We start from the raw sequence: 18,736 nt of genomic DNA on the forward strand, positions 1-18,736 counted from the left end.
CTTTCCTGTTCGGGCAAAGTGCCGGAACTCCGGCAGGAGGTCATGATCTATGAGAATTTATACATGGTCACCAACAGGTTAGATCGTATTCCGGATAGAAGAACCGAATGTCTTTGAATATCTTTATCCAAAGTCCCGACCGTATGTTTTGCAATTAACATAAAGACCGTTTCAAGAACACGCTTACATAAAGCCTGCCGAAAACAGTCTTGCACATTTTTTTGATAAACTGTGCAAGAGAGAATTTTTTACAAAGAAATTTACTTTATTTTGCGAAAATTTATTTTATTTCGCGAAAGTCAGCTTTGTCAGGAAGGATATTCCTCGACTCCCAGAACTTCGGGAACAAAGTGGCGTAGAAGATTTTCGATACCGTGCTTGAGTGTTGCAGTCGATGCAGGGCAACCGGAGCAGGCTCCACGCATGTTCAGATAAACAACACCGCGTTCAAACCCGCGAAACGTAATATCACCGCCATCATTGGCAACAGCAGGGCGAACCCGCGTTTCAATAAGTTCCTTGATCGTGTCGACAAGGTCTTTATCTTCGTCGGAGAAAAATTCTTCACCAACTGGCACATCGGGCACATCATTGACATGTGCTGCCATGATCGGGCTATTGGACATGAAATGTTCCATAATAGTCCCTAATATAGCCGGTTTCAGATGCTGCCACTCGCTATTGTCTTTTGTAACAGTAATGAAATCATAGCCGAAGAAAACGCCTGTTACACCGGGAATTGTGAAAAGCTTGGAAGCCAGCGGCGAACGCTCGGCAGCATCTTCCTTGTCACGAAACTCTGCCACACCTTCTTCCAGCACAACCCGACCGGGCAGGAATTTCAGTGTTGCGGGATTGGGTGTCGTTTCTGTCTGAATGAACATTTAATTTCCTTTTCATGGTCAAGGCATGCAAGGTGCATTATTCGATTACCTTCTATATGCTGCTTTAGGGAACAAAAATTCAAGAGGCAAGTCATTCTCGTAAATGACGTTGCAGTGATTGTTAGCTTTTTTTAATGTTGTTTTTATTCTTGCCGCCCGAACAAAGCCGGTCAGGCGACCGAATCTATATCTTCTGCTGTCAAACCATCTGGAATAATTGTAACAGGAATGGGAAAAGCACTTCCCTTTGCAGCAATTGACTGGACGAGGGGGCCGGGGCCTTCGGCACCGGAACCGGCCGCAAGCACAAGAACCGCAATGTCCTGATCGCTCTCGATAAGCTTGACTATTTCAGCAGCCTTTTGCCCCTCGCAAATTTTTGTTTCCGTCTCTATTCCCAGATTTTCCCTAACCTCTGCAGAAATTGCGGATAAGGTCTGGTGCGCCTGCTCATGGGATTCAGCACGCATAATATCACCAACCCCAAGGAAGTGCTGGAACTCCGAACTGTCGATCACATAAAGCAGGATGAGCGAGCCACCTGTATTTTTAGCCCGCCTTGATGCATAGGCAACGGCGCGTCGACATTCAGGTGTTTCGTCGATAATTGCCAGAAATTTTCGCTTATGACCGTATTGGCGGCTTAGTCGTTTCGATAACATTTGTCATTCACCGGATGATGAGCCATCAGGAGCCAATTCAATGTGGCATATGAGGCCGCTTGCAGCATAATCAATTTTTACATTGTTATGCGGATTGTAGCTTAAACTGCGTTCAATTAATGTTGAACCGAAGCCCTTTTTATGACGGGAGGCCACTTCAGGTCCGTTACTTTCAACCCATTGGAGATGAATAATTCCGTCTTTTGCAAGCGACCAGATAACCGAAACCTTTCCGGATGAAACAGAAAGAGCACCATATTTGATGGCATTGGTCATGAGTTCGTGGAGCGTTAGCGCAAGTGCCAAAGCCGCTTTTTCGGAAACACTGACTTTCGGCCCCTTCACTTTGATATTGCCGTAGGTTTCTATGGCAACCGACATGGTATTTTCAACAAGTATCTTAAGGTCGCTCTTCTTGCCGCTATCCTCTTTCAAAGTGCTTTGCGCTTCCGCAATTGCCCTTAAGCGTGCACCGACTTTTTCGCGTGCACTCTCTATATCTGTGCTGCTATTCAAAGTTTGAGCCACCACGGCGTTGACCATGGCCAGAATATTTTTCACGCGGTGGGCCGATTCTCCGGCAAGGATATGTAACTGGTTTTCAAAATTGATACGTTCGGTTATATCAATGCCCTGAACATAAATTCCGACAACATCACCATCGCTATTCTTGATCGGTTGATGGATAAAATCGACATAGTGCAATACCGGTTCTTCGTCACCCGGTCGCTCGATCAGAAGTGGTACGCTCGCCCCGCGAAACGGTTCTTTTGTTTCCCAAACCTGATCGAGAAGAGCAATAAACCCCTGTCTGGGTATTTCGGGCATCGCTTCGGCTACAGTGTGGCCGATCAATTCCCGCGTGCCGACAAGCTCCATAAAGGCATTATTGACAAGATAAAAGCGGTGATCGCGATTGAGCAATACAATAACAAAGCCCGGCGCCTGCTGCACAAGGTCACGTAAAAAATCAATCTCGGCAATGAAACGTGAACGCTCGCCGTCATCATTCTTCGTTGATTGTGACTTCGTTCCGTCAGATTTGCCCGCTTTGTCAATTTCCGTCTTTAAAGAAAACGTCACACAATATTCCAATCCAAAATTTGAACCGGTTTTTAAATTAGTGCAATTCAGCTATTGTGCAAATTATTTTTGTTAAACTGATTTTATATACAGGTGCTTTTATTCAAAGCACCTGTATCATTATCTGTTTGAACTTCATCCCTGAAGAAAGCCCACAATATCACGCACATGTTTCATCGTGTCTTCAGCGAGAACGCTTGCGCGTTCGGCACCGTTTCTTAAAACATCATCAATATAGGAAGGTTCATTGTTGAGGCGACGCAATTCTTCTGTGACGGGCGATAATTTGCTGACAGCCAAATCGGCAAGTGCCGGTTTGAATACGGAAAACTGCTTACCCGCAAATTCTTCGATAACAGTTTTTTTATCTGTGCCGGAAAGGGCAGCGTAAATTCCTACAAGATTATCGGCTTCCGGACGGCCACTCAGGCCGTCAACGGTGTCAGGCAAGGGTTCTGAATCGGTTTTTGCCTTTTTGATTTTTTTGGAAATGTCATCGGCTGTATCAATGAGATTGATACGCGATAAATCGGAAGGATCGGATTTCGACATTTTTTTTGTTCCGTCACGCAATGACATAACGCGTGTGGCCGTGCCGCCGATCAACCCTTCAGTGAGCGGGAAAAAGCCGTTAACAGTTTCATCGCCAACCTGCATTTCCACGCCGACACCGAGTTCGGCGATGCGGGCCGAATAGTCATTGTTGAATTTCTGCGCAATGTCGCGTGTCAATTCGATGTGCTGTTTCTGGTCTTCGCCGACGGGTACTTTTGTGGCGCGGTAAACCAGAATATCGGCAGCCATCAAACTTGGATAGGCAAAGAGGCCGAGAGACGCATTTTCGCGATCTTTTCCGGCTTTATCTTTGAACTGTGTCATTCTGTTCATCCAGCCGATACGGGCAACACAATTGAAGATCCATGCAAGCTCAGCATGTTGGTGTACCCGTGACTGGTTGAACACAATGTGGCGTTTCGGGTCTATTCCGGCTGCCAGAAATGCCGCGGTTACTTCACGTGTCGACCGCATCAGATCATGCGGATCAGGATTGACAGTGAGCGCATGCATATCAACCACGCAATAGATACATTCATAGTCTTTTTGCAATTCAACCCAACGCTTGATCGCACCGAGATAATTTCCCAGATGAAGATTTCCGGTAGCTTGAACTCCAGAAAAAACACGTTGTTTGAATGTGCTCATAGTAAATAATCCGATCTTTCAAAAATATAATTGTTTGTGTCAAAGCTTTCTTTTGAAAGCAATCAAACGCTTTATCGCTTACGCAGCAATCCTCTTTTAAGCAACGATATATTTGTTGCGCCAAGAAGAAACGCAGAACCGAAATAGACTATTATGGCTCCAAATACCAGAGAAAGGACGCCGACAGCCCGATAAGATAGAGGTGCGTTTGCCGAAAGCGGGTAAGAAAGATAGCCGATCGCATAATGGAGGGCGATAGCCATTATAATTGTCGAGAGTAAAATTCGCGGAATACGTTTCAAAAGAATTCTATCCCGTCCCCATTGGCGTCTTCTGACAAGCGTAATGAACAACAGAATTGCATTGACCCAACCCGCCGAGATTTCGGCAATTGCGATTCCGCGTGCCGATAAAATCGGGAAAAGTGTAAGCGCAAGCGATATATTGACGGCGACCGAAATTCCGGCAAAAATCATGGGCGTTTTGGTGTCTTCGCGGGCAAAGAACCCCGGTATGAATGCTTTTATCAACACAAATGCAGGAAGACCCAAGCCGTAAATTCCCAAAATTCCGGCGACAATTGTTGTCGACTGGGCAGAAAAATGCCCGCGCTCGAATAACAGGCGCACAATCGGTTCCGACATAACCAGAAACGCGGCAGCGGCCGGCAAAGTCAAAAGCAGAGTAAATTCGACAGACCGGTTTTGCAAGTTATCGGCTTCTTTCAGATTGCCGCTTCTGAGTGCACGGGAAAGTTCGGGCAAAAGCACGGTGGCAACTGCAATTCCGACGACACCCAATGGCAGTTGATAAAGCCGGTCGGCATAGACGAGCGAAGAGACAGCACCTGATTGTGCGGAAGCAATATTGGTATTGATGAGGAGGTTTATCTGTGTAATGCCGCCGGTTATAGCAGCAGGTAGTGCAAGCCAGAGAAGCCTGCGAACATTATCGGTAAAGCGGGGAAAGCGAAAACCTATTTTCATACCGGCATTGGCTACAGCAATCCAAACGATAACAAGTTGCACAACACCGGAAGCCATAACCCCCCATGAAAGACCAATGCCGACATGCCAGGGATCCAGTTTATAAATCCAGGCATAGAAGAGAACGCCGATAAGAATAATATTGAGAAAAACCGGAGCGATTGCTGCAGCAAAATAACGATGAAGCGAATTGAGCATCCCGCCCATCATTGCCGCCAGTGACATGCAGGCAAGATAGGGGAACATAATCACGGCAAAGCGAACGGTTGCGGAAAATTTTGTTGCATCATCGGTAAAGCCCGGTGCAATGACATAACGCACCAGAAACGGCATGGTCAGTTCCATAATGATGGTTAAAATCAACAGAATTGAAAACAACACACCGAACACTTCTTCGGAAAACCGCCGTGCACTGTCTAACCCGTCCTCTTCTATCTGTTTGGCAAATAGTGGGACAAAAGCCGAATTGAAAGCGCCTTCGGCAAATAGCCGGCGGAATGTATTGGGAAAACGGAATGCGGCATTGAAAGCATCGGCCACCGGACCGGTGCCGACAGCCGCTGCCATAAGCATTTCGCGGATAAAACCGAACAGGCGACTCATCAACGTGCCGGATGCAACGGTCGCGAATTGTTTGATGAGGCTCATGTTCTCTTCATATTTTCCTTCGGCTCAGCCGCTATAAGTGCCAGAAGTTTGCGTCGTATGGCAGCTTGTTTTTGCGGGTTGATAATCTTGTGACGGAAAAGATCATTAACATAAAAATTGTCAATAACTTTTTCTCCGAAGGTCGTAATATGTGCCGAGGCAATGTCAAGAGAAAGATCGGAAAGAGTTTTCGTGATTTCAAAAAGCAGCCCCGGCCTGTCAAGTCCTTCAATTTCGATAACACTGAATTTGTCGGAGAGGGTGTTGTTGATCTCGACATTCGGCGCAACGTCAAAAGCTTTGGCAGCGCGCCGCGGTTTGGCACGTTGTGCAATCACTTCCGGTAAACGGATTGTGCCCTTCAAGGCATCTTCAATCATTTTTCCAACTCGATTTGCCCGCCTTGTTTCATCATCATCAAGTTCAAATTCGCGGCTGATAAGAATGATGTCGAGAGCACGGCCATCTGTTGTGGTAAATATTTGAGCGTCGACAATATTGCCGCCGGCGGCTGCGCAGGCACCCGTGACAATGGAAAGAACGCGCGGATGATCGGGGGCAAGAATGGTGAGTTCCGTTACCCCGTCAAAACGGTGGAGTTCCGACATTGTGGCGAGCGGGGTTTTGCGTTTATCCGCATCACGGATAAAATTGGCTTGCCTCACCTGGTCTTCGGGCGAAACAGTCAACCAATAGTTCGGATATTGTAAGCCGATATAATGTTGTTTTTCAGCTTCGTCCCAATTTTCAAGTGCATCATGCAGGCGTTCTTTCGACGCGTTGATACGGTCTGTGCGCGGAACCTGCGAAAAACCGCCGGTCAGAACAAGTTCGGTTTCATGATAAAGAGTTCGCAACAATTGTCCCTTCCAACCGTTCCACACGCCCGGTCCCACGCCTTTGATGTCGCAAATTGTGAGAACCAAAAGCAGTTTCAGCCGGTCGGTTGTCTGGACAACATTGGCAAAATCTTCAATTGTTTTGCGGTCGTTGAGGTCACGTGACTGGGCAACCATGCTCATGGTCAGATGTTCTTTGATGAGCCAGGCGACAAGTTCGGTATCCGCCCGCGAAAGCCCGAAACGCGGGCAAAGTTTACGGGCAATTTTTGCACCTGCAATCGAATGGTCTTCCGGCCTGCCTTTGGCAATGTCGTGTAAAAATAAAGCGACAAAAAGAATCGTACGCTCTTTTTTGAACGTTGGCACAATAGATGAAGCAAGCGGATGATCCTGATAAACTTCGCCATGGTCGATTTGGCTAAGGCAGGCAATGCAGCGCAAAAGATGTTCGTCGACAGTGTAATGGTGGTACATATTGAACTGCATCATCGCGACGATCTTGCCAAAATCGGGAATGAATTTACCCAATACGCCCGATTCATTCATCCGCCGCAAAATCAGCGACGGGTTGCGCGGAGATGTTAAAATGGCAATAAAAAGCCGATTTGCTTCTTTGTCTTCCCGAACTTTCGGTGTGATGAGTTTCAGCGAACGGGAGGCTTCTTGCACGGCATGCGGGTGGCATTCAAGACCATGGGTGTCGGAGAGATAAAAAAGGCGGATAAGATTGACCGGATCACGGACAAAAACGTCATCATCGTCAATATTGATACGTTTGGTATCAATGACAAAACCCGGATAATCGACAATTTTCTTTTTACGGCGGGAAAAAGTCAAAAATACCCGATTTAATCCGGGAACGGGTTTTGCATATTCTTCTTCCAAAGCCGCTGAAACAATTCGCGTCAAATCGCCAACCTGTTTGGCAACAAGAAAATAGTGTTTCATAAAACGTTCGACATCTTCCATACCGGGGTGGGCGGTGTAGCCGAGCCGGTGGGCAATATCGCGCTGTATGTCGAAGGACAAACGCTCTTGTGCTTTCCCTGTTAAAAAATGCATATGGCAGCGTACCGCCCATAAAAAATCATCGGCTTTTTTGAAAATTCTCAATTCCGCTTTGGATAAAACACCCAATGTAACGAGTTTGTCGGTCGAGGTGATGCGATAGTGATATTTGGCAATCCACAACAGGGTTTGTAAATCGCGTTGACCGCCTTTGCTTTCCTTTACATTGGGTTCGACGAGGTAACGTGTTTCACCGGCTTTTTTATGGCGCTGGTCACGCTCCAGAAGTTTTGCTCGGATAAAAGCAGGTGACGTACCTTTGACAACTTCATCTTCAAAACGGCGCATCAATTCGTCAAAAATTCCACGATTGCCAATCAGAAAACGCGCTTCGAGAAGGGCAGTTCTCACTGTCATATCTTCTTGCGCCATGCGGATCGAGTCTTCGATATTTCTCGTTGCATGCCCGACTTTAAGTCCCACATCCCAAAGCATGTAGAGAATATATTCCATAACCTGTTCGCCCCAGGGTGTCTGTTTCCATGGCAGCAAAAAATGCAAATCAATATCGGAGTGGGGAGCCAGTGTCCCGCGTCCATAACCACCGACAGCTATGAGAGCAATACGTTCACCGCTTGACGGGTTGGGCAGGGGGTAAATTCTTTCAACAACAAAATTATAAAGTGTTGTAATGACAGTATCAACGAGCAAACTCAAACGGCGTGCGCATTGACGCCCTTTGCCATTTTGCTGAAGAATAAGTTCAGCCTGTTTTTGCCCTTCGGAAATAGTATTTTTTAAAAGTGCAACGATTTTCGGTCGGATTTTTAAACCGATATCAGCTCCATTTTCGTTTTTAATAAGCTCTTCCATCATCTGGCGAAGTTTTGTTTCTTCAATCAGAACAAGATTTTTTTGTGAAGCACCCATTATTACCCGATCCGCTGCTCACCCATTTTGTAAATTGAAATAAATCTAGACTATATTTCAAATTCTTGGAATAGCCTATATTCGCGACAATCGAGAAAGAAGATGACATCATCTTTCTGTTGCGTTAGGTGTCTTGGAAAAACGTTCTGACAAGCTATAAATTCCGGCAAGCCGCGAGTTTCTAACAAGGTATGGTAACAAGATGGAAGAACCCGAAAGCTTACAAGCAATTATCGACCGCTATGACGCTGTTCTTTGCGATGTCTGGGGTGTCATTCACAATGGTATTCACGCTTTCGACAAAGCTGTTTCGGCTTTAAGGAAAGTCAGGCAATCGGGAAAATCGGTTATATTGCTCACCAATTCGCCCCGTCCCCACCAAGGTGTGGCCAGCCAGTTGGCTTCATTGAAGATCGGCACTGACGTTTACGATGACATTGTCACTTCCGGCGATGCTACACGTTATCTCATCATGGAAGCGCCAAAAAAAGTTTTTCATATTGGTCCCGAACGCGATCTCGCCTTGTTTGACGGATTGGATGTCGAGCTTGTCGAAGAATTTGAAGCAACATCGATTGTCTGTACGGGACTTTTCGACGACGAGCATGAAACGCCGGAAGATTATGACGAACTTTTGCTCAAACTAAGGTCGAAAAATCTACCCTTTATATGTGCCAATCCCGACATCATCGTTCACCATGGCAATAAGGAATTGTGGTGCGCTGGTGCACTTGCCCGCAATTACGAACAACTCGGTGGGCGCACATTGATTGCGGGTAAACCCCACCGCCCGATTTATGATCTGGCAATGAAGAAACTTGACAAAAAAAACGGCCTTGTTGCCAAAGATCGCATTCTTGCTATTGGCGACGGAATTCTGACGGATATGAAAGGCGGACAACAATTCGGTCTTGATACGCTTTTTATCTCCGGTGGAATTCATCAGAATGAATATGCGAAAAATGGTCATGTCGATCGTGCCTTGTTGATCGAATTTCTGAATAAATATGGCAGCCATCCGATTGCCACCATGTGGGCGTTGAAATGAAAAATGAATTTTTGCGGTTGGAAAACCTTTCTGCATTTCCTGAAAGCTATAAAAATGCAGTTGTAGCAATCGGCAATTTTGACGGTATCCATAGAGGCCATCAGGTGGTTTTGCAAAGAGCGCTCGATGTGGCGCGCCAGACACAACGACCGGCAATCGTCTATACATTCGAGCCTCACCCTAAAACTTTCTTCAGGCCGCAATCGCCGGTAGACCGGCTGACACCTGCGCCGGAAAAAGCAAAAATATTGCGATTGCTCGGATTTAATGGTGTTGTCGAACAGAAATTTGACGCAGACTTTGCAAAACTTGGCGCCGAAGAATTCGTCAGACATATTCTTTGCGAGAAGTTTCAGGCTTCGGCCATTGTAACCGGAAGTGACTTCCATTTTGGCAGCAAACGCTCCGGTACACCCGAATATTTGGAAGATTGCGGAAAGAGATTCGGCTTCGCCGTTATTAAAGTTCCACCATTTTGTGATGAAAATGGCGGAATTATATCTTCAAGCCGCATACGCAAACTTTTGACTGAAGGGAAAGTCGAAGAAAGTGCTGATCTTTTAGGTTATCATTATACCGTTTGTTCAAAAGTTATTCACGGCGCAAAGCTTGGGCGAACATTGGGATTTCCGACTGCCAATATGGCACTTCCCGTAGAAACCGGCCTTGCTTTCGGAATCTATGCCGTGCGCTTCCGGCGAAATGACGGGACACTTTATGACGGGGTTGCAAGTTTCGGCAAACGACCGACAGTCGAAGGGGATGGCGTGCCACTTCTCGAAACGTTTCTCTTTTCATTTGATGGTGATTTGTATGATGAGGCCGCATCTGTCAGCTTTTATTCCTATTTACGTGGAGAAAAGAAATTTGACGGGTTGCAACCGTTGATTGAGCAGATGAAAAAGGATAAAGAAAGTGCACAAACGGCACTTGAAAAAGCCCGCCCATTATCGGCATTGGATAAAAACTTCACGTTTACCAATAGGTAAGGATAGGCTCACAAGATTTTTGAGGTGCCGGGGTTTTAATAGATTTTTAAAAACTTGATTGAATAGTTAAAGCAGCCAGTCTGCAAAGAGTTGGTGCGTAACGGCTTGAAATCAGGTCGTTTTGTCAACGTGTCTGGAGTATATACGTGTCGAATATTGGTGTGAAAATAGTTTTTGCCAGCATAACGGGCTTGATGACGATTTCGTGTTTTCAGGGAAAAGCCGAACAGCTTTACGACTATCAGACAGGCAAAGTCACCAATGTCTCCAGCCGACAAAGTTATGCGGACGACAGAAATTACCGGTCGACAGCACCGAAAAAACAACATTTTTATAGTGGAAACTGGTCGTTGACGCTGGGTGCATCGGTTTACGAAGCACCGAAATTCGAGGGCGACGATACATATGATATTGCAGTCGATCCGATTTTTTCTATCGGGAAAACCGGTAGTGATAGCCGCTTTTCGTCACGCAATGATAATATGTCTTTTGCACTTTTGGAAAAAAGTTTCATTCGACTCGGTGTCGTTGGCAAAGTCCTCAAGGATCGTGACAGCGATACATCGGGCGACCTCAAGGGGCTAAGCCGGGTAAAATGGGGTGGCGAAGTTGGCGGTTTTGCCGAGATTTACCCGCTCGATTGGCTGCGGGCGAGGGCGGAACTGCGTAAAGGTATACGCAGTCATGATGCTGTAACGTCCGATATTGCAGTTGATGCTTATAAAAATTTGACACCATCTGTTCAGGTTTCCGGCGGGCCGCGTGCTTTCTACGCCACAAAAGACTATTTCAAGACCTATTACGGAGTTGACCATGAAGAATCGCTCCGCTCCGGTTTGAAAGAATTCCATCCCGATAGCGGTTGGGGGGCATTCGGCGCCGGTGGTGCAATCACCTGGAAGGCCACCGACAAAATTACCACCAGCGTATTCAGCGAATACAAGCGGCTGACAGGGGACGCGGGTGATTCATCTTTGGTTAGTCAGCGTGGCGACAAAAACCAGTTTACAATGGGTATTTCCGCATCCTATCGTTTTGATTTTACGCTACGGTGAAATGGATAATCCGCGCCTCATAATACGGAAAATCGCGATTTCTTATATCCAATATAACCTGCCGGTCCAATAGCGTTAGCCGGAATTGCTCTTATATGTCGGGCGAGTGTTTTTATTGATTATCAAATGTCGGGCTGATGATCGGGCTATTGGCGGTTGTTTCCACCAGATTTGCAAATTCGTCGATAAAAATAACCGATATGGTGACAATAGCTGCAAGCGTAACCACTATAACAAGCAGATATTCAAACACGCCATAAACAAAGTGCGATCTTCTCGTGTAAGTCGATAGCTGTAATGCATCCGAACTATGTTTCAGCACCTTGTCTCCACCTTTCAATTGCGGGATCGCAATGGCATTCATTGTGCCCTAAATGAAAGCTGTACAGAAATGAAAATTACCATTTCAAGCGGGTTTCTAATGGTGTGGTAAACAAACAATAAATTTTATTGTCAATAAATCAGCGACAGTGTGTCGAACGATCTCCATTTTGAAAGTTGATAAAAAAGTCCTATTTTAATATTGAAAATAGCATGAGAAATCAAAGAGGAAAAAATGACCAAACAATTCAAAGTCGCCATATTGATCGGCAGCCTGCGTAAAGAATCCTATAGCCGGAAATTGGGAAAGGCATTTATCAAACTTGCACCGGATAATCTCTCGCTTGATTTTATCGAAATAGGGGATTTGCCGCTCTATAATGAAGATCTTGAAACGGCTAACCCGCCTCTTGCGTGGCAGAATTTCAGAAATGAGCTGAAAAAGGTTGATGCTGTCCTCTTTATCACGCCCGAATATAATCGTTCGATACCGGCTGTATTGAAAAACGCTATTGATGTCGCATCACGCCCATATGGCAAAGGGGTATGGAATGGAAAGCCGGGTGCAGTTGTTTCCATTTCACAAGGTGCACTGGGCGGCTTTGGTGCCAACCATCAGTTAAGACAAGCTCTGGTGTTTAATGATGTTCCAACCATGCAGCAACCGGAAGCCTATATCGGCAATATTCAGCAATTGGTGACCGAGGATGGAAAAGCTGCAAATGAAAGTGCCGAAAAATTCTTTTCAACTATATTGAATTCTTTCGGAAAATGGGTTGAACAACTTTTAAAATAATAAATTCTATTATTAATATAATAAATTCGATCCTGAAATGGTTGTTAATATAATAATCATTTCAGGATTTTTTATATTATAATTTATTGTCACATAAAAATATAATAATCCTGATATAATACACGTTTTTATAAAACGTGAACACTAAATTTTGAAATGCCTTTATATCGTCCAACTGAATCCCCATATAATATTTAGACATTGGGGAGTGAAAAATGGAAAATATTAATAGTTTAATTGAATGGCAGCCCTATCAACTCGTTAATGCCGGTCTACTGGTTATTATCGTCAATCTTGCTTTAGGTTTTTCGTTATGGAAATCATTATCCGACAGCGAATGGGCGCGGTTTTTCGATATTGCATCCATATTGACCGGCGTGGGAGCTGTGTCACTTGCAATAACAATGAGCAGGGTTGTGGTCGTTGATTTTCTTGTCAACTTTTCATCGCTATTGTTAGCAAGCGGTATTTTGATGACCATTTTTGGCGCGATTTGCGATATTGCACATCGTCTCAGCCTTTACCGCGATAGCCATCATAATAAAGAAGCATAGATTACAAAATTGTTTTCAACACCGGTCGGGTATGTAGCGAGAGATGAAGAGGCCTCAATCGGGATTTGAAGGGGGCGTACCCCGACTTTATGTCGGCATCTTCTATTTTGAGTGTCTTCTATTTTGAGTGAGTGAATTTCACATAAAAACCAACTTTACAAGCGTTGCATCAGTTTTTTGCCAAATGATAGAGTGTTTCAGCTCTATGACCGGATTTACAATAAGCAAGAACCGGATATTCGCATTTATTCAAAACCCGTTTCATCTCGTCCACGTTATGACTTGTGATGTGGGGTGGGGTAACCGGAATATAATAGCTATCGAGGCCATGAGCTTTGGCAGCTTTTTCGATTGTTGAAAAACCTGGTTGGTTTTCTTCTTCATTGTCGGGGCGATTGCAAATGATTGTCTTGAAACCCGCCTTGGCAAGTTCGTCAACAAAATCTTCTGTAATCTGTCCGCAGGTGAAAACGCCATCGTCAATTTCAGTCAGGTTCATGAGAATTTAGTCCTTGGAATATGTCGATTTTACCTGTTCGGGAAAATATTCTGTTGCGTAAACCTTGGCAAGCGTATCTCTTGCTTATAAAACATGAAACTTGAACGCGAGCCGAATGACAAACGCTTGTAAGCGTGATGCTTGACGATGTTTGATTATCTTGAAGCATGAATGCCTCACGCATTTCAATGCCTTGATTTCGGTTTTGTAACAAGAGAATGAATGGTTAAATGACGATCTTGAAAAAGGCGTTTCCTATTGGAAAAAATGGCGTTTCAACTATGGATGACACGGTTCTGGTAGATGTCGATATAGTTTCTTCAGCCGATAAAAAGAGAAGCCAAATCTCGAAAAGAGTTGCCGAAGAGGTGCCGATTGCTCTTTCTTATGATGGAACAACGCAGGCTGTATTGATGGCGTCGCCTGACGATCTTGAAGATTTTGCATATGGTTTCAGCCGAACGGAAGAATTTATACATGACCCGAACGAGATAGAAAACGTTGATATTGTTACGCTGCCGCGCGGAATAGATGTCCAGATAGCGTTACAATATGACCGGCGGGATGCTTTTAGAAAGCGGCGGCGTTCTATGGCAGGACCAGTAGGCTGCGGGCTATGCGGGATCGAATCTATTGAAGCGGCCATGCGCGATATAGCTCCGGTAAAACGGACAGATATTTTATTTGATGCGGGAGAAATTTTCGCATCGGCGCGTGAATTATGTGAAAAACAGGTTTTAAACAATGCGACAAGAGCCGTGCATGCCGCAGCTTTTTACGATAAAAATAAAGGTATAGTTGCGGTTCGGGAAGATGTCGGCAGGCATAATGCGCTTGACAAATTATGTGGTCATCTGTTTCGCAACCGCATGGATGTAAATTGCGGTTTTATCGTTGTGACCAGCCGTCTTTCAGTGGAAATGGTGCAAAAAGCTGCCGTTCTCGGCGTTTCTACACTTGTTGCTGTATCGGCAGCAACCGCTGAAGCCATTCGCATAGGCCAGAAATGTAATATGACATTGGTCGGCCGTACACGGGAAAATAGTTTTGAAATATATTGCGGTGAAAAGTGGATTATCTGATCCACCCCGCAACCTCGATCCCTCAGGCATCAGCTTGGAAGGCTGAGTGCCGGAACCTGAGCGCACATGCTATCCATGTACGCTGTCATCTTCAAGCTTAGTTCAATCCCATAACAGCAAAGGCGATTGCAACATTCGTGCTTACAATCATCATGGAATAGAACACTGCAATTTTCATCATATCAGTCATGATCTCACCTCGAATATCTCTATCTATCACAATATATTACAACACGTAATATAACAATGTGTTATAATTCGGGCAATCATATAAAGTTCCATAAATTTTTTAAAAAACCCGAAATCCGGTTCTTTTTGGAAGTTCGGGACAAGCTTTTATCGCTTGATTCAGGGCTTCAGTCCGGTGATTGCCTTTATTGAATATCATTTTTAGGACACGTTGGTTACTATTTTGTAAAATTTCGTGAGCATGTTGTGGAAACTTCATGAACGTGCACAATGTTTCCACCGCTTTCGTTTCCACCACCTTCGCGCAAGCTTCGTTTTCTATTTTGTAACAGGACTTAAAGGTCATGACGATTGTGATCGCATTGTCGTGCCTTTTCTTGTTAAGGAGAACAACGTGCAGCAAAGTGCCGTAAACTCGATAAGCAAAAGCAGTAAGTTTTCCGGTAGTGATATTGGTTTCGCTGCCGGTATTGTCATTATATTGACAGTTTTGTTTTTGCCTGTTCCATCTTTTGTACTGGATATGGGGCTTTCGTTTTCGATAGCTTTTTCGGTTTTGATTTTGATGGTGGCATTGTGGATTCAGCGCCCGCTCGATTTTTCGGCTTTTCCGACGGTGTTGCTTATCGCAACCATGCTGCGTCTATCGCTCAATATTGCGACAACGCGTGTTATCCTCACTCATGGTGACGAAGGTTATACCGCAGCCGGACATGTGATTCACGGGTTTTCACAATTCGTGATGGGTGGCGACTTTGTCATCGGTCTCGTGGTTTTTGCAATTCTTATTATCGTAAACTTTTTGGTTATTACCAAAGGTGCTACCCGTATTGCTGAAGTCGGTGCACGTTTTACTTTGGATGCCATTCCTGGCAAACAGATGGCGATTGACGCCGACTTGTCATCCGGTTTGATTGATGAAAAACAGGCACAGGTTCGCCGTCGTGAACTGGAAGAGGAAAGCTCCTTTTTCGGCTCGATGGATGGTGCTTCAAAATTCGTTCGTGGTGATGCGGTTGCCGGTCTCATTATTACAGCGGTCAACATATTTGGTGGCATTGTCATCGGCGTTACCCGTCATGGCATGGATGTGTCGCAGGCCGCAGATGTTTTCACAAAGCTGTCGGTCGGTGATGGTCTGGTCACACAGATACCGGCTTTGATTGTTTCTCTTGCCGCCGGCCTTCTGGTTTCCAAAGGCGGAACACGCGGCTCAACAGAAAAAGCTGTTTTCGGACAATTGGGTGGTTACCCGAAAGCCTTGTTTGTTGCTTCGGTTCTGCTTGCTGTTTTGGGGTTGATGCCGGGATTGCCAGCCTTCCCGTTTTTGACCATTGCAGCACTTCTTGCCGGTATCGGCTTTTCAATTCCGCGTCGTTTGCAACGTCAGGCGGCAGAAGAACAGGCTATGAAAGCACAGGCTGATGCAATTGCTGAAAAAGAAGAAAGCCAATCGGTCAAGGCTTCGCTGGAAAAACCGGCTATCGAACTTGTATTGGGCAAACAATTGGCAACGCGTCTGTTGCCGCATCAAACAGAGCTTGCCAACCGCGTTGCAAAAATGCGCCGCAAATTTGCGACCGATTTCGGTTTTGTTATTCCTGAAATCGAAGTCTCCGATGATTATAAAACACCGCCGAAATCCTATCAGATCAAATTACATGGAACGGTTGTTGCGAGTTACGAAGTCCGTATCGGAGATGTTCTGGTTATGCTGGGAGAAAAACCGGCACCGAACCTTCCCGGCGAAGAAGTCCGTGAACCGGCATTCGGAATGCGTGCATTTGCAACATCCGAGACATTCCGTTCGGAACTTGCACGTGAAGGCTATATGGCTGTTGACAACATGTCGGTGTTGCTCACCCATTTAAGCGAAGTCTTGCGCAATAATTTGGCACAATTGCTCTCCTATAAAGATATGCGGATTCTTCTGGAACGTCTGGGACCGGAATATCGCAAACTTCTGGAAGAAATTTGTCCGGCTCATCTTTCCTATTCGGGTTTACAATCGGTCTTGAGATTGTTGCTGGCCGAACGTGTTTCCATTTGCAATCTTGACCAGATACTCGAAGCAATCGCGGAAATTGCACCCCATGTCCGCCGTGCCGAGCTTATTGTCGAACATGTTCGCATGCGCTTGTCACAACAAATTTGCGGCGACCTCTCGGATAATGGTGTATTGAATGTCTTGCGCCTTGGCAGCCATTGGGATCTGGTTTTCCATCAGGCATTGAAACGTGACGGCAAAGGCGAGATTGTCGAATTCGATATTGATCCGAGAGAACTTGAAAAATTTGGTACAGAGGCTACAAATGCTATCCGTAAACATATGGAAAAAGGCGAAAGATTTGTTCTTATTACTTCGCCGGAAGCACGTCCTTATGTTCGCATGATTATTGAACGCTTGTTTGCGACCTTACCGGTTCTGTCACACGCAGAAATTGCCCGCGGTGTTGAAGTCAAAACCTTGGGGACGATCGCCGACTAAAAGGAACAGGATATGTCCTTTGCACTTTTGCCCATAGATCAGCTGGTGATTGTCGCCATGCTGATCTTTGCGCGTGTAGGATCCTGCCTGATGTTGATGCCGGGCATATCGAGTGCCCGCATTCCAATGTCCTTCAGACTTTTTTTGGCAATCGCCTTTTCATTGATTATGGTGCCGCTTTCAGGTTCCCAATTTACCGAGATCGCCAAAAATCCCACATTAGCTACATTGGTCGTGGGTATAGCAAGTGAATCGCTTGTTGGTGCGACATTCGGTATTATCGCGCAAGCCTATATGTGGGCATTGCAATTTATGGCCAATATTATCGGTATGTCGATCGGATATTCCGGTCAGCCGGGAACCAGCGTTATCGAATCCATGCCCGAAACCCAGGTGGCCAACATGATAACCATCGGTGCGCTGATGCTATTTTTTGCGGCCGACCTTCATATGGTTGTCATTCGCGGGCTTATGACCTCCTATCAGGTTGTTCCGGTTTCATTAACACCGGCTCCCCAATCGGCTTTGACCGATTTTCAGGATGCGCTTTCGCAAACATTTTTGACAACTTTGCGTATTGCATCGCCTTTTATCATCTATTCGATTTTGGTGAATATAGCTGTCGGACTGATAAATAAATTGACGCCGACGATACCGGTCTATTTCATATCCATGCCATTTGTTATGTTTGGCGGGCTTTTGCTCATTTATTATCTATTGCCGGAAATATTGACATTTTTGGGTGCCGAATATGCTTCTTGGTTGAATAGGGGGCCATAATGCCAACACAGAGCCAACGTTATGCGAGGCTTTTAAAAGCCCAAAAATTGGTGAAAGCGCGTGATGAAGCCGAGCTTGAGGGCACGCAAAGCCAGCGCTCGGCTTTGGAAGATGAAGACAAGTTTTTGTTTTCATTAATGGAAAATGGCTCACAGTCGGATTTGTTCGACCCGATGATGATTTCGCGACGCCTTGAAAAAAATGCCCGTAACGAAGCTGTTCTTGATAATCTGATTGTAAAGCAAAGGAAAACGCTGTTGCAATCAACACGGCGCTGCGACGTTATTGACGAGAAGCGCAAGGCCGCCGAGGATCTCGAAGAAAGAAAAGAACTGGCAAAAATGCTTGAAGAATATGTTGCGGCAAAAATCGTCAAAGACACCAGTTTGGGATAAGCTTTATCACTTATAGTCAAAAAAGCGGGAAAACCGTGTTGTTCGTGTTTACGGCATTCGGGTGTGAACCGCATAGATGAGATTCCGGTATTTTACCGGATAAGAGCTTATAAGAGGACGAATAATGGCCATTCAACCACCTTCTGACTTGGTACTTGACGTGTCAAGAGCGGCGGATCCTCTCGAATACAGAGCTTCGGTCGAAAAATTGCGCAATGCACAAAGTGCAGTGCGCGCTGCAAATCTTGAAATGTCGGGTGAAGGCTTTTCACAATTGGCAAAAGCCGGTGGTGA

General features: G+C 45.4%; 17 protein-coding genes. 9 read left to right on the forward strand and 8 right to left on the reverse strand.

From position 1 onward, the window contains the following. Positions 1–308: 308 nt before the first annotated feature. The 6 genes from GQS64_RS03730 to GQS64_RS03755 form a co-directional block, all read right to left on the reverse strand. Positions 309–884, reverse strand: coding sequence for a NifU family protein (locus GQS64_RS03730; RefSeq protein WP_077990970.1), 576 nt, complete (start codon positions 882–884; stop codon positions 309–311). 170 nt (positions 885–1,054) lie between these two features. Next, the gene (locus GQS64_RS03735; RefSeq protein WP_077990972.1) at positions 1,055–1,546 is read right to left on the reverse strand and encodes a universal stress protein; all 492 of its coding nucleotides are present in this window, start codon (positions 1,544–1,546) and stop codon (positions 1,055–1,057) included. Between the two features lie 3 nt (positions 1,547–1,549). Further along, positions 1,550–2,629: an HWE histidine kinase domain-containing protein gene (locus GQS64_RS03740; protein ID WP_369805203.1), complete on the reverse strand. Its 1,080-nt coding sequence runs from the start codon at positions 2,627–2,629 to the stop codon at positions 1,550–1,552. 135 nt (positions 2,630–2,764) lie between these two features. Next, positions 2,765–3,832 (reverse strand): tryptophan--tRNA ligase, encoded by a 1,068-nt coding sequence (gene trpS / locus GQS64_RS03745; protein WP_077990974.1) that lies wholly within the window; start codon positions 3,830–3,832, stop codon positions 2,765–2,767. Positions 3,833–3,903: 71 nt separating this feature from the next. Continuing rightward, complete coding sequence (gene murJ / locus GQS64_RS03750) at positions 3,904–5,466, reverse strand: murein biosynthesis integral membrane protein MurJ (protein WP_077990975.1); 1,563 nt, start codon at positions 5,464–5,466, stop codon at positions 3,904–3,906. Continuing rightward, the gene (locus GQS64_RS03755) at positions 5,463–8,246 is read right to left on the reverse strand and encodes a [protein-PII] uridylyltransferase (protein WP_077990977.1); all 2,784 of its coding nucleotides are present in this window, start codon (positions 8,244–8,246) and stop codon (positions 5,463–5,465) included. The genes murJ and GQS64_RS03755 overlap by 4 nt, the downstream gene beginning before the upstream one ends. 202 nt (positions 8,247–8,448) lie before the next feature. Between GQS64_RS03755 and GQS64_RS03760 the strand changes: the two genes are divergently transcribed. The 3 genes from GQS64_RS03760 to GQS64_RS03770 all read left to right on the forward strand — a co-directional run bounded on the left by GQS64_RS03760 (position 8,449) and on the right by GQS64_RS03770 (position 11,338). Next, positions 8,449–9,294, forward strand: a complete 846-nt coding sequence (locus tag GQS64_RS03760; RefSeq protein WP_077990978.1) for a TIGR01459 family HAD-type hydrolase — start codon at positions 8,449–8,451, stop codon at positions 9,292–9,294. Then, entirely contained in the window at positions 9,291–10,283 is a 993-nt protein-coding gene (locus tag GQS64_RS03765; RefSeq protein ID WP_198230665.1) for a bifunctional riboflavin kinase/FAD synthetase, read from the forward strand. The genes GQS64_RS03760 and GQS64_RS03765 overlap by 4 nt, the downstream gene beginning before the upstream one ends. A 146-nt stretch (positions 10,284–10,429) precedes the next feature. Next, entirely contained in the window at positions 10,430–11,338 is a 909-nt protein-coding gene (locus GQS64_RS03770; protein WP_369805204.1) for a MipA/OmpV family protein, read from the forward strand. A 112-nt stretch (positions 11,339–11,450) separates the two neighbouring features. Here the strand turns inward: GQS64_RS03770 and GQS64_RS03775 are convergent, their stop codons facing one another. Further along, the gene (locus GQS64_RS03775; protein ID WP_077990983.1) at positions 11,451–11,702 is read right to left on the reverse strand and encodes a hypothetical protein; all 252 of its coding nucleotides are present in this window, start codon (positions 11,700–11,702) and stop codon (positions 11,451–11,453) included. 192 nt (positions 11,703–11,894) lie between these two features. On the opposite strand from GQS64_RS03775, the gene GQS64_RS03780 reads away from it, so the two are divergent. After that, entirely contained in the window at positions 11,895–12,455 is a 561-nt protein-coding gene (locus GQS64_RS03780; protein ID WP_198230666.1) for an NADPH-dependent FMN reductase, read from the forward strand. Between the two features lie 215 nt (positions 12,456–12,670). Continuing rightward, positions 12,671–13,009: a hypothetical protein gene (locus tag GQS64_RS03785; protein WP_077990987.1), complete on the forward strand. Its 339-nt coding sequence runs from the start codon at positions 12,671–12,673 to the stop codon at positions 13,007–13,009. A gap of 169 nt (positions 13,010–13,178) precedes the next feature. Here the strand turns inward: GQS64_RS03785 and GQS64_RS03790 are convergent, their stop codons facing one another. Continuing rightward, positions 13,179–13,508 carry a TIGR01244 family sulfur transferase gene (locus tag GQS64_RS03790; RefSeq protein ID WP_198230667.1) on the reverse strand — a complete coding sequence of 110 codons (330 nt, stop codon included), beginning with the start codon at positions 13,506–13,508 and terminating at the stop codon, positions 13,179–13,181. 230 nt (positions 13,509–13,738) lie between these two features. Between GQS64_RS03790 and fdhD the strand changes: the two genes are divergently transcribed. The 4 genes from fdhD to GQS64_RS03810 all read left to right on the forward strand — a co-directional run bounded on the left by fdhD (position 13,739) and on the right by GQS64_RS03810 (position 18,442). Beyond that, positions 13,739–14,590, forward strand: a complete 852-nt coding sequence (fdhD, locus tag GQS64_RS03795) for a formate dehydrogenase accessory sulfurtransferase FdhD (RefSeq protein ID WP_198230668.1) — start codon at positions 13,739–13,741, stop codon at positions 14,588–14,590. Positions 14,591–15,173: 583 nt separating this feature from the next. Further along, complete coding sequence (flhA, locus tag GQS64_RS03800) at positions 15,174–17,267, forward strand: flagellar biosynthesis protein FlhA (RefSeq protein WP_077990990.1); 2,094 nt, start codon at positions 15,174–15,176, stop codon at positions 17,265–17,267. 12 nt (positions 17,268–17,279) lie between these two features. After that, entirely contained in the window at positions 17,280–18,047 is a 768-nt protein-coding gene (gene fliR / locus GQS64_RS03805) for a flagellar biosynthetic protein FliR (protein WP_077990991.1), read from the forward strand. Further along, positions 18,047–18,442 carry a hypothetical protein gene (locus GQS64_RS03810; RefSeq protein WP_077990992.1) on the forward strand — a complete coding sequence of 132 codons (396 nt, stop codon included), beginning with the start codon at positions 18,047–18,049 and terminating at the stop codon, positions 18,440–18,442. The genes fliR and GQS64_RS03810 overlap by 1 nt, the downstream gene beginning before the upstream one ends. The last annotated feature ends 294 nt before the right edge of the window (positions 18,443–18,736 follow it).

Origin of the sequence: Bartonella sp. P0282 (assembly GCF_048452985.1) — a bacterium.
GTDB classification, from domain to species: Bacteria; Pseudomonadota; Alphaproteobacteria; order Rhizobiales; family Rhizobiaceae; genus Bartonella; species Bartonella choladocola.

Bases quoted from the DNA above. Each gene is read 5' to 3' on its own strand.
- murJ (WP_077990975.1), bottom strand. From the start codon at position 5,466: ATGAGCCTCATCAAACAATTCGCGACCGTTGCATCCGGCACGTTGATG.
- GQS64_RS03775 (WP_077990983.1), bottom strand. From the start codon at position 11,702: ATGAATGCCATTGCGATCCCGCAATTGAAAGGTGGAGACAAGGTGCTG.
- GQS64_RS03765 (WP_198230665.1), top strand. From the start codon at position 9,291: ATGAAAAATGAATTTTTGCGGTTGGAAAACCTTTCTGCATTTCCTGAA.
- GQS64_RS03785 (WP_077990987.1), top strand. From the start codon at position 12,671: ATGGAAAATATTAATAGTTTAATTGAATGGCAGCCCTATCAACTCGTT.
- GQS64_RS03735 (WP_077990972.1), bottom strand. From the start codon at position 1,546: ATGTTATCGAAACGACTAAGCCGCCAATACGGTCATAAGCGAAAATTT.
- trpS (WP_077990974.1), bottom strand. From the start codon at position 3,832: ATGAGCACATTCAAACAACGTGTTTTTTCTGGAGTTCAAGCTACCGGA.
- GQS64_RS03790 (WP_198230667.1), bottom strand. From the start codon at position 13,508: ATGAACCTGACTGAAATTGACGATGGCGTTTTCACCTGCGGACAGATT.
- fliR (WP_077990991.1), top strand. From the start codon at position 17,280: ATGTCCTTTGCACTTTTGCCCATAGATCAGCTGGTGATTGTCGCCATG.
- GQS64_RS03780 (WP_198230666.1), top strand. From the start codon at position 11,895: ATGACCAAACAATTCAAAGTCGCCATATTGATCGGCAGCCTGCGTAAA.
- fdhD (WP_198230668.1), top strand. From the start codon at position 13,739: ATGACGATCTTGAAAAAGGCGTTTCCTATTGGAAAAAATGGCGTTTCA.
- GQS64_RS03810 (WP_077990992.1), top strand. From the start codon at position 18,047: ATGCCAACACAGAGCCAACGTTATGCGAGGCTTTTAAAAGCCCAAAAA.
- GQS64_RS03755 (WP_077990977.1), bottom strand. From the start codon at position 8,246: ATGGGTGCTTCACAAAAAAATCTTGTTCTGATTGAAGAAACAAAACTT.
- GQS64_RS03730 (WP_077990970.1), bottom strand. From the start codon at position 884: ATGTTCATTCAGACAGAAACGACACCCAATCCCGCAACACTGAAATTC.
- GQS64_RS03760 (WP_077990978.1), top strand. From the start codon at position 8,449: ATGGAAGAACCCGAAAGCTTACAAGCAATTATCGACCGCTATGACGCT.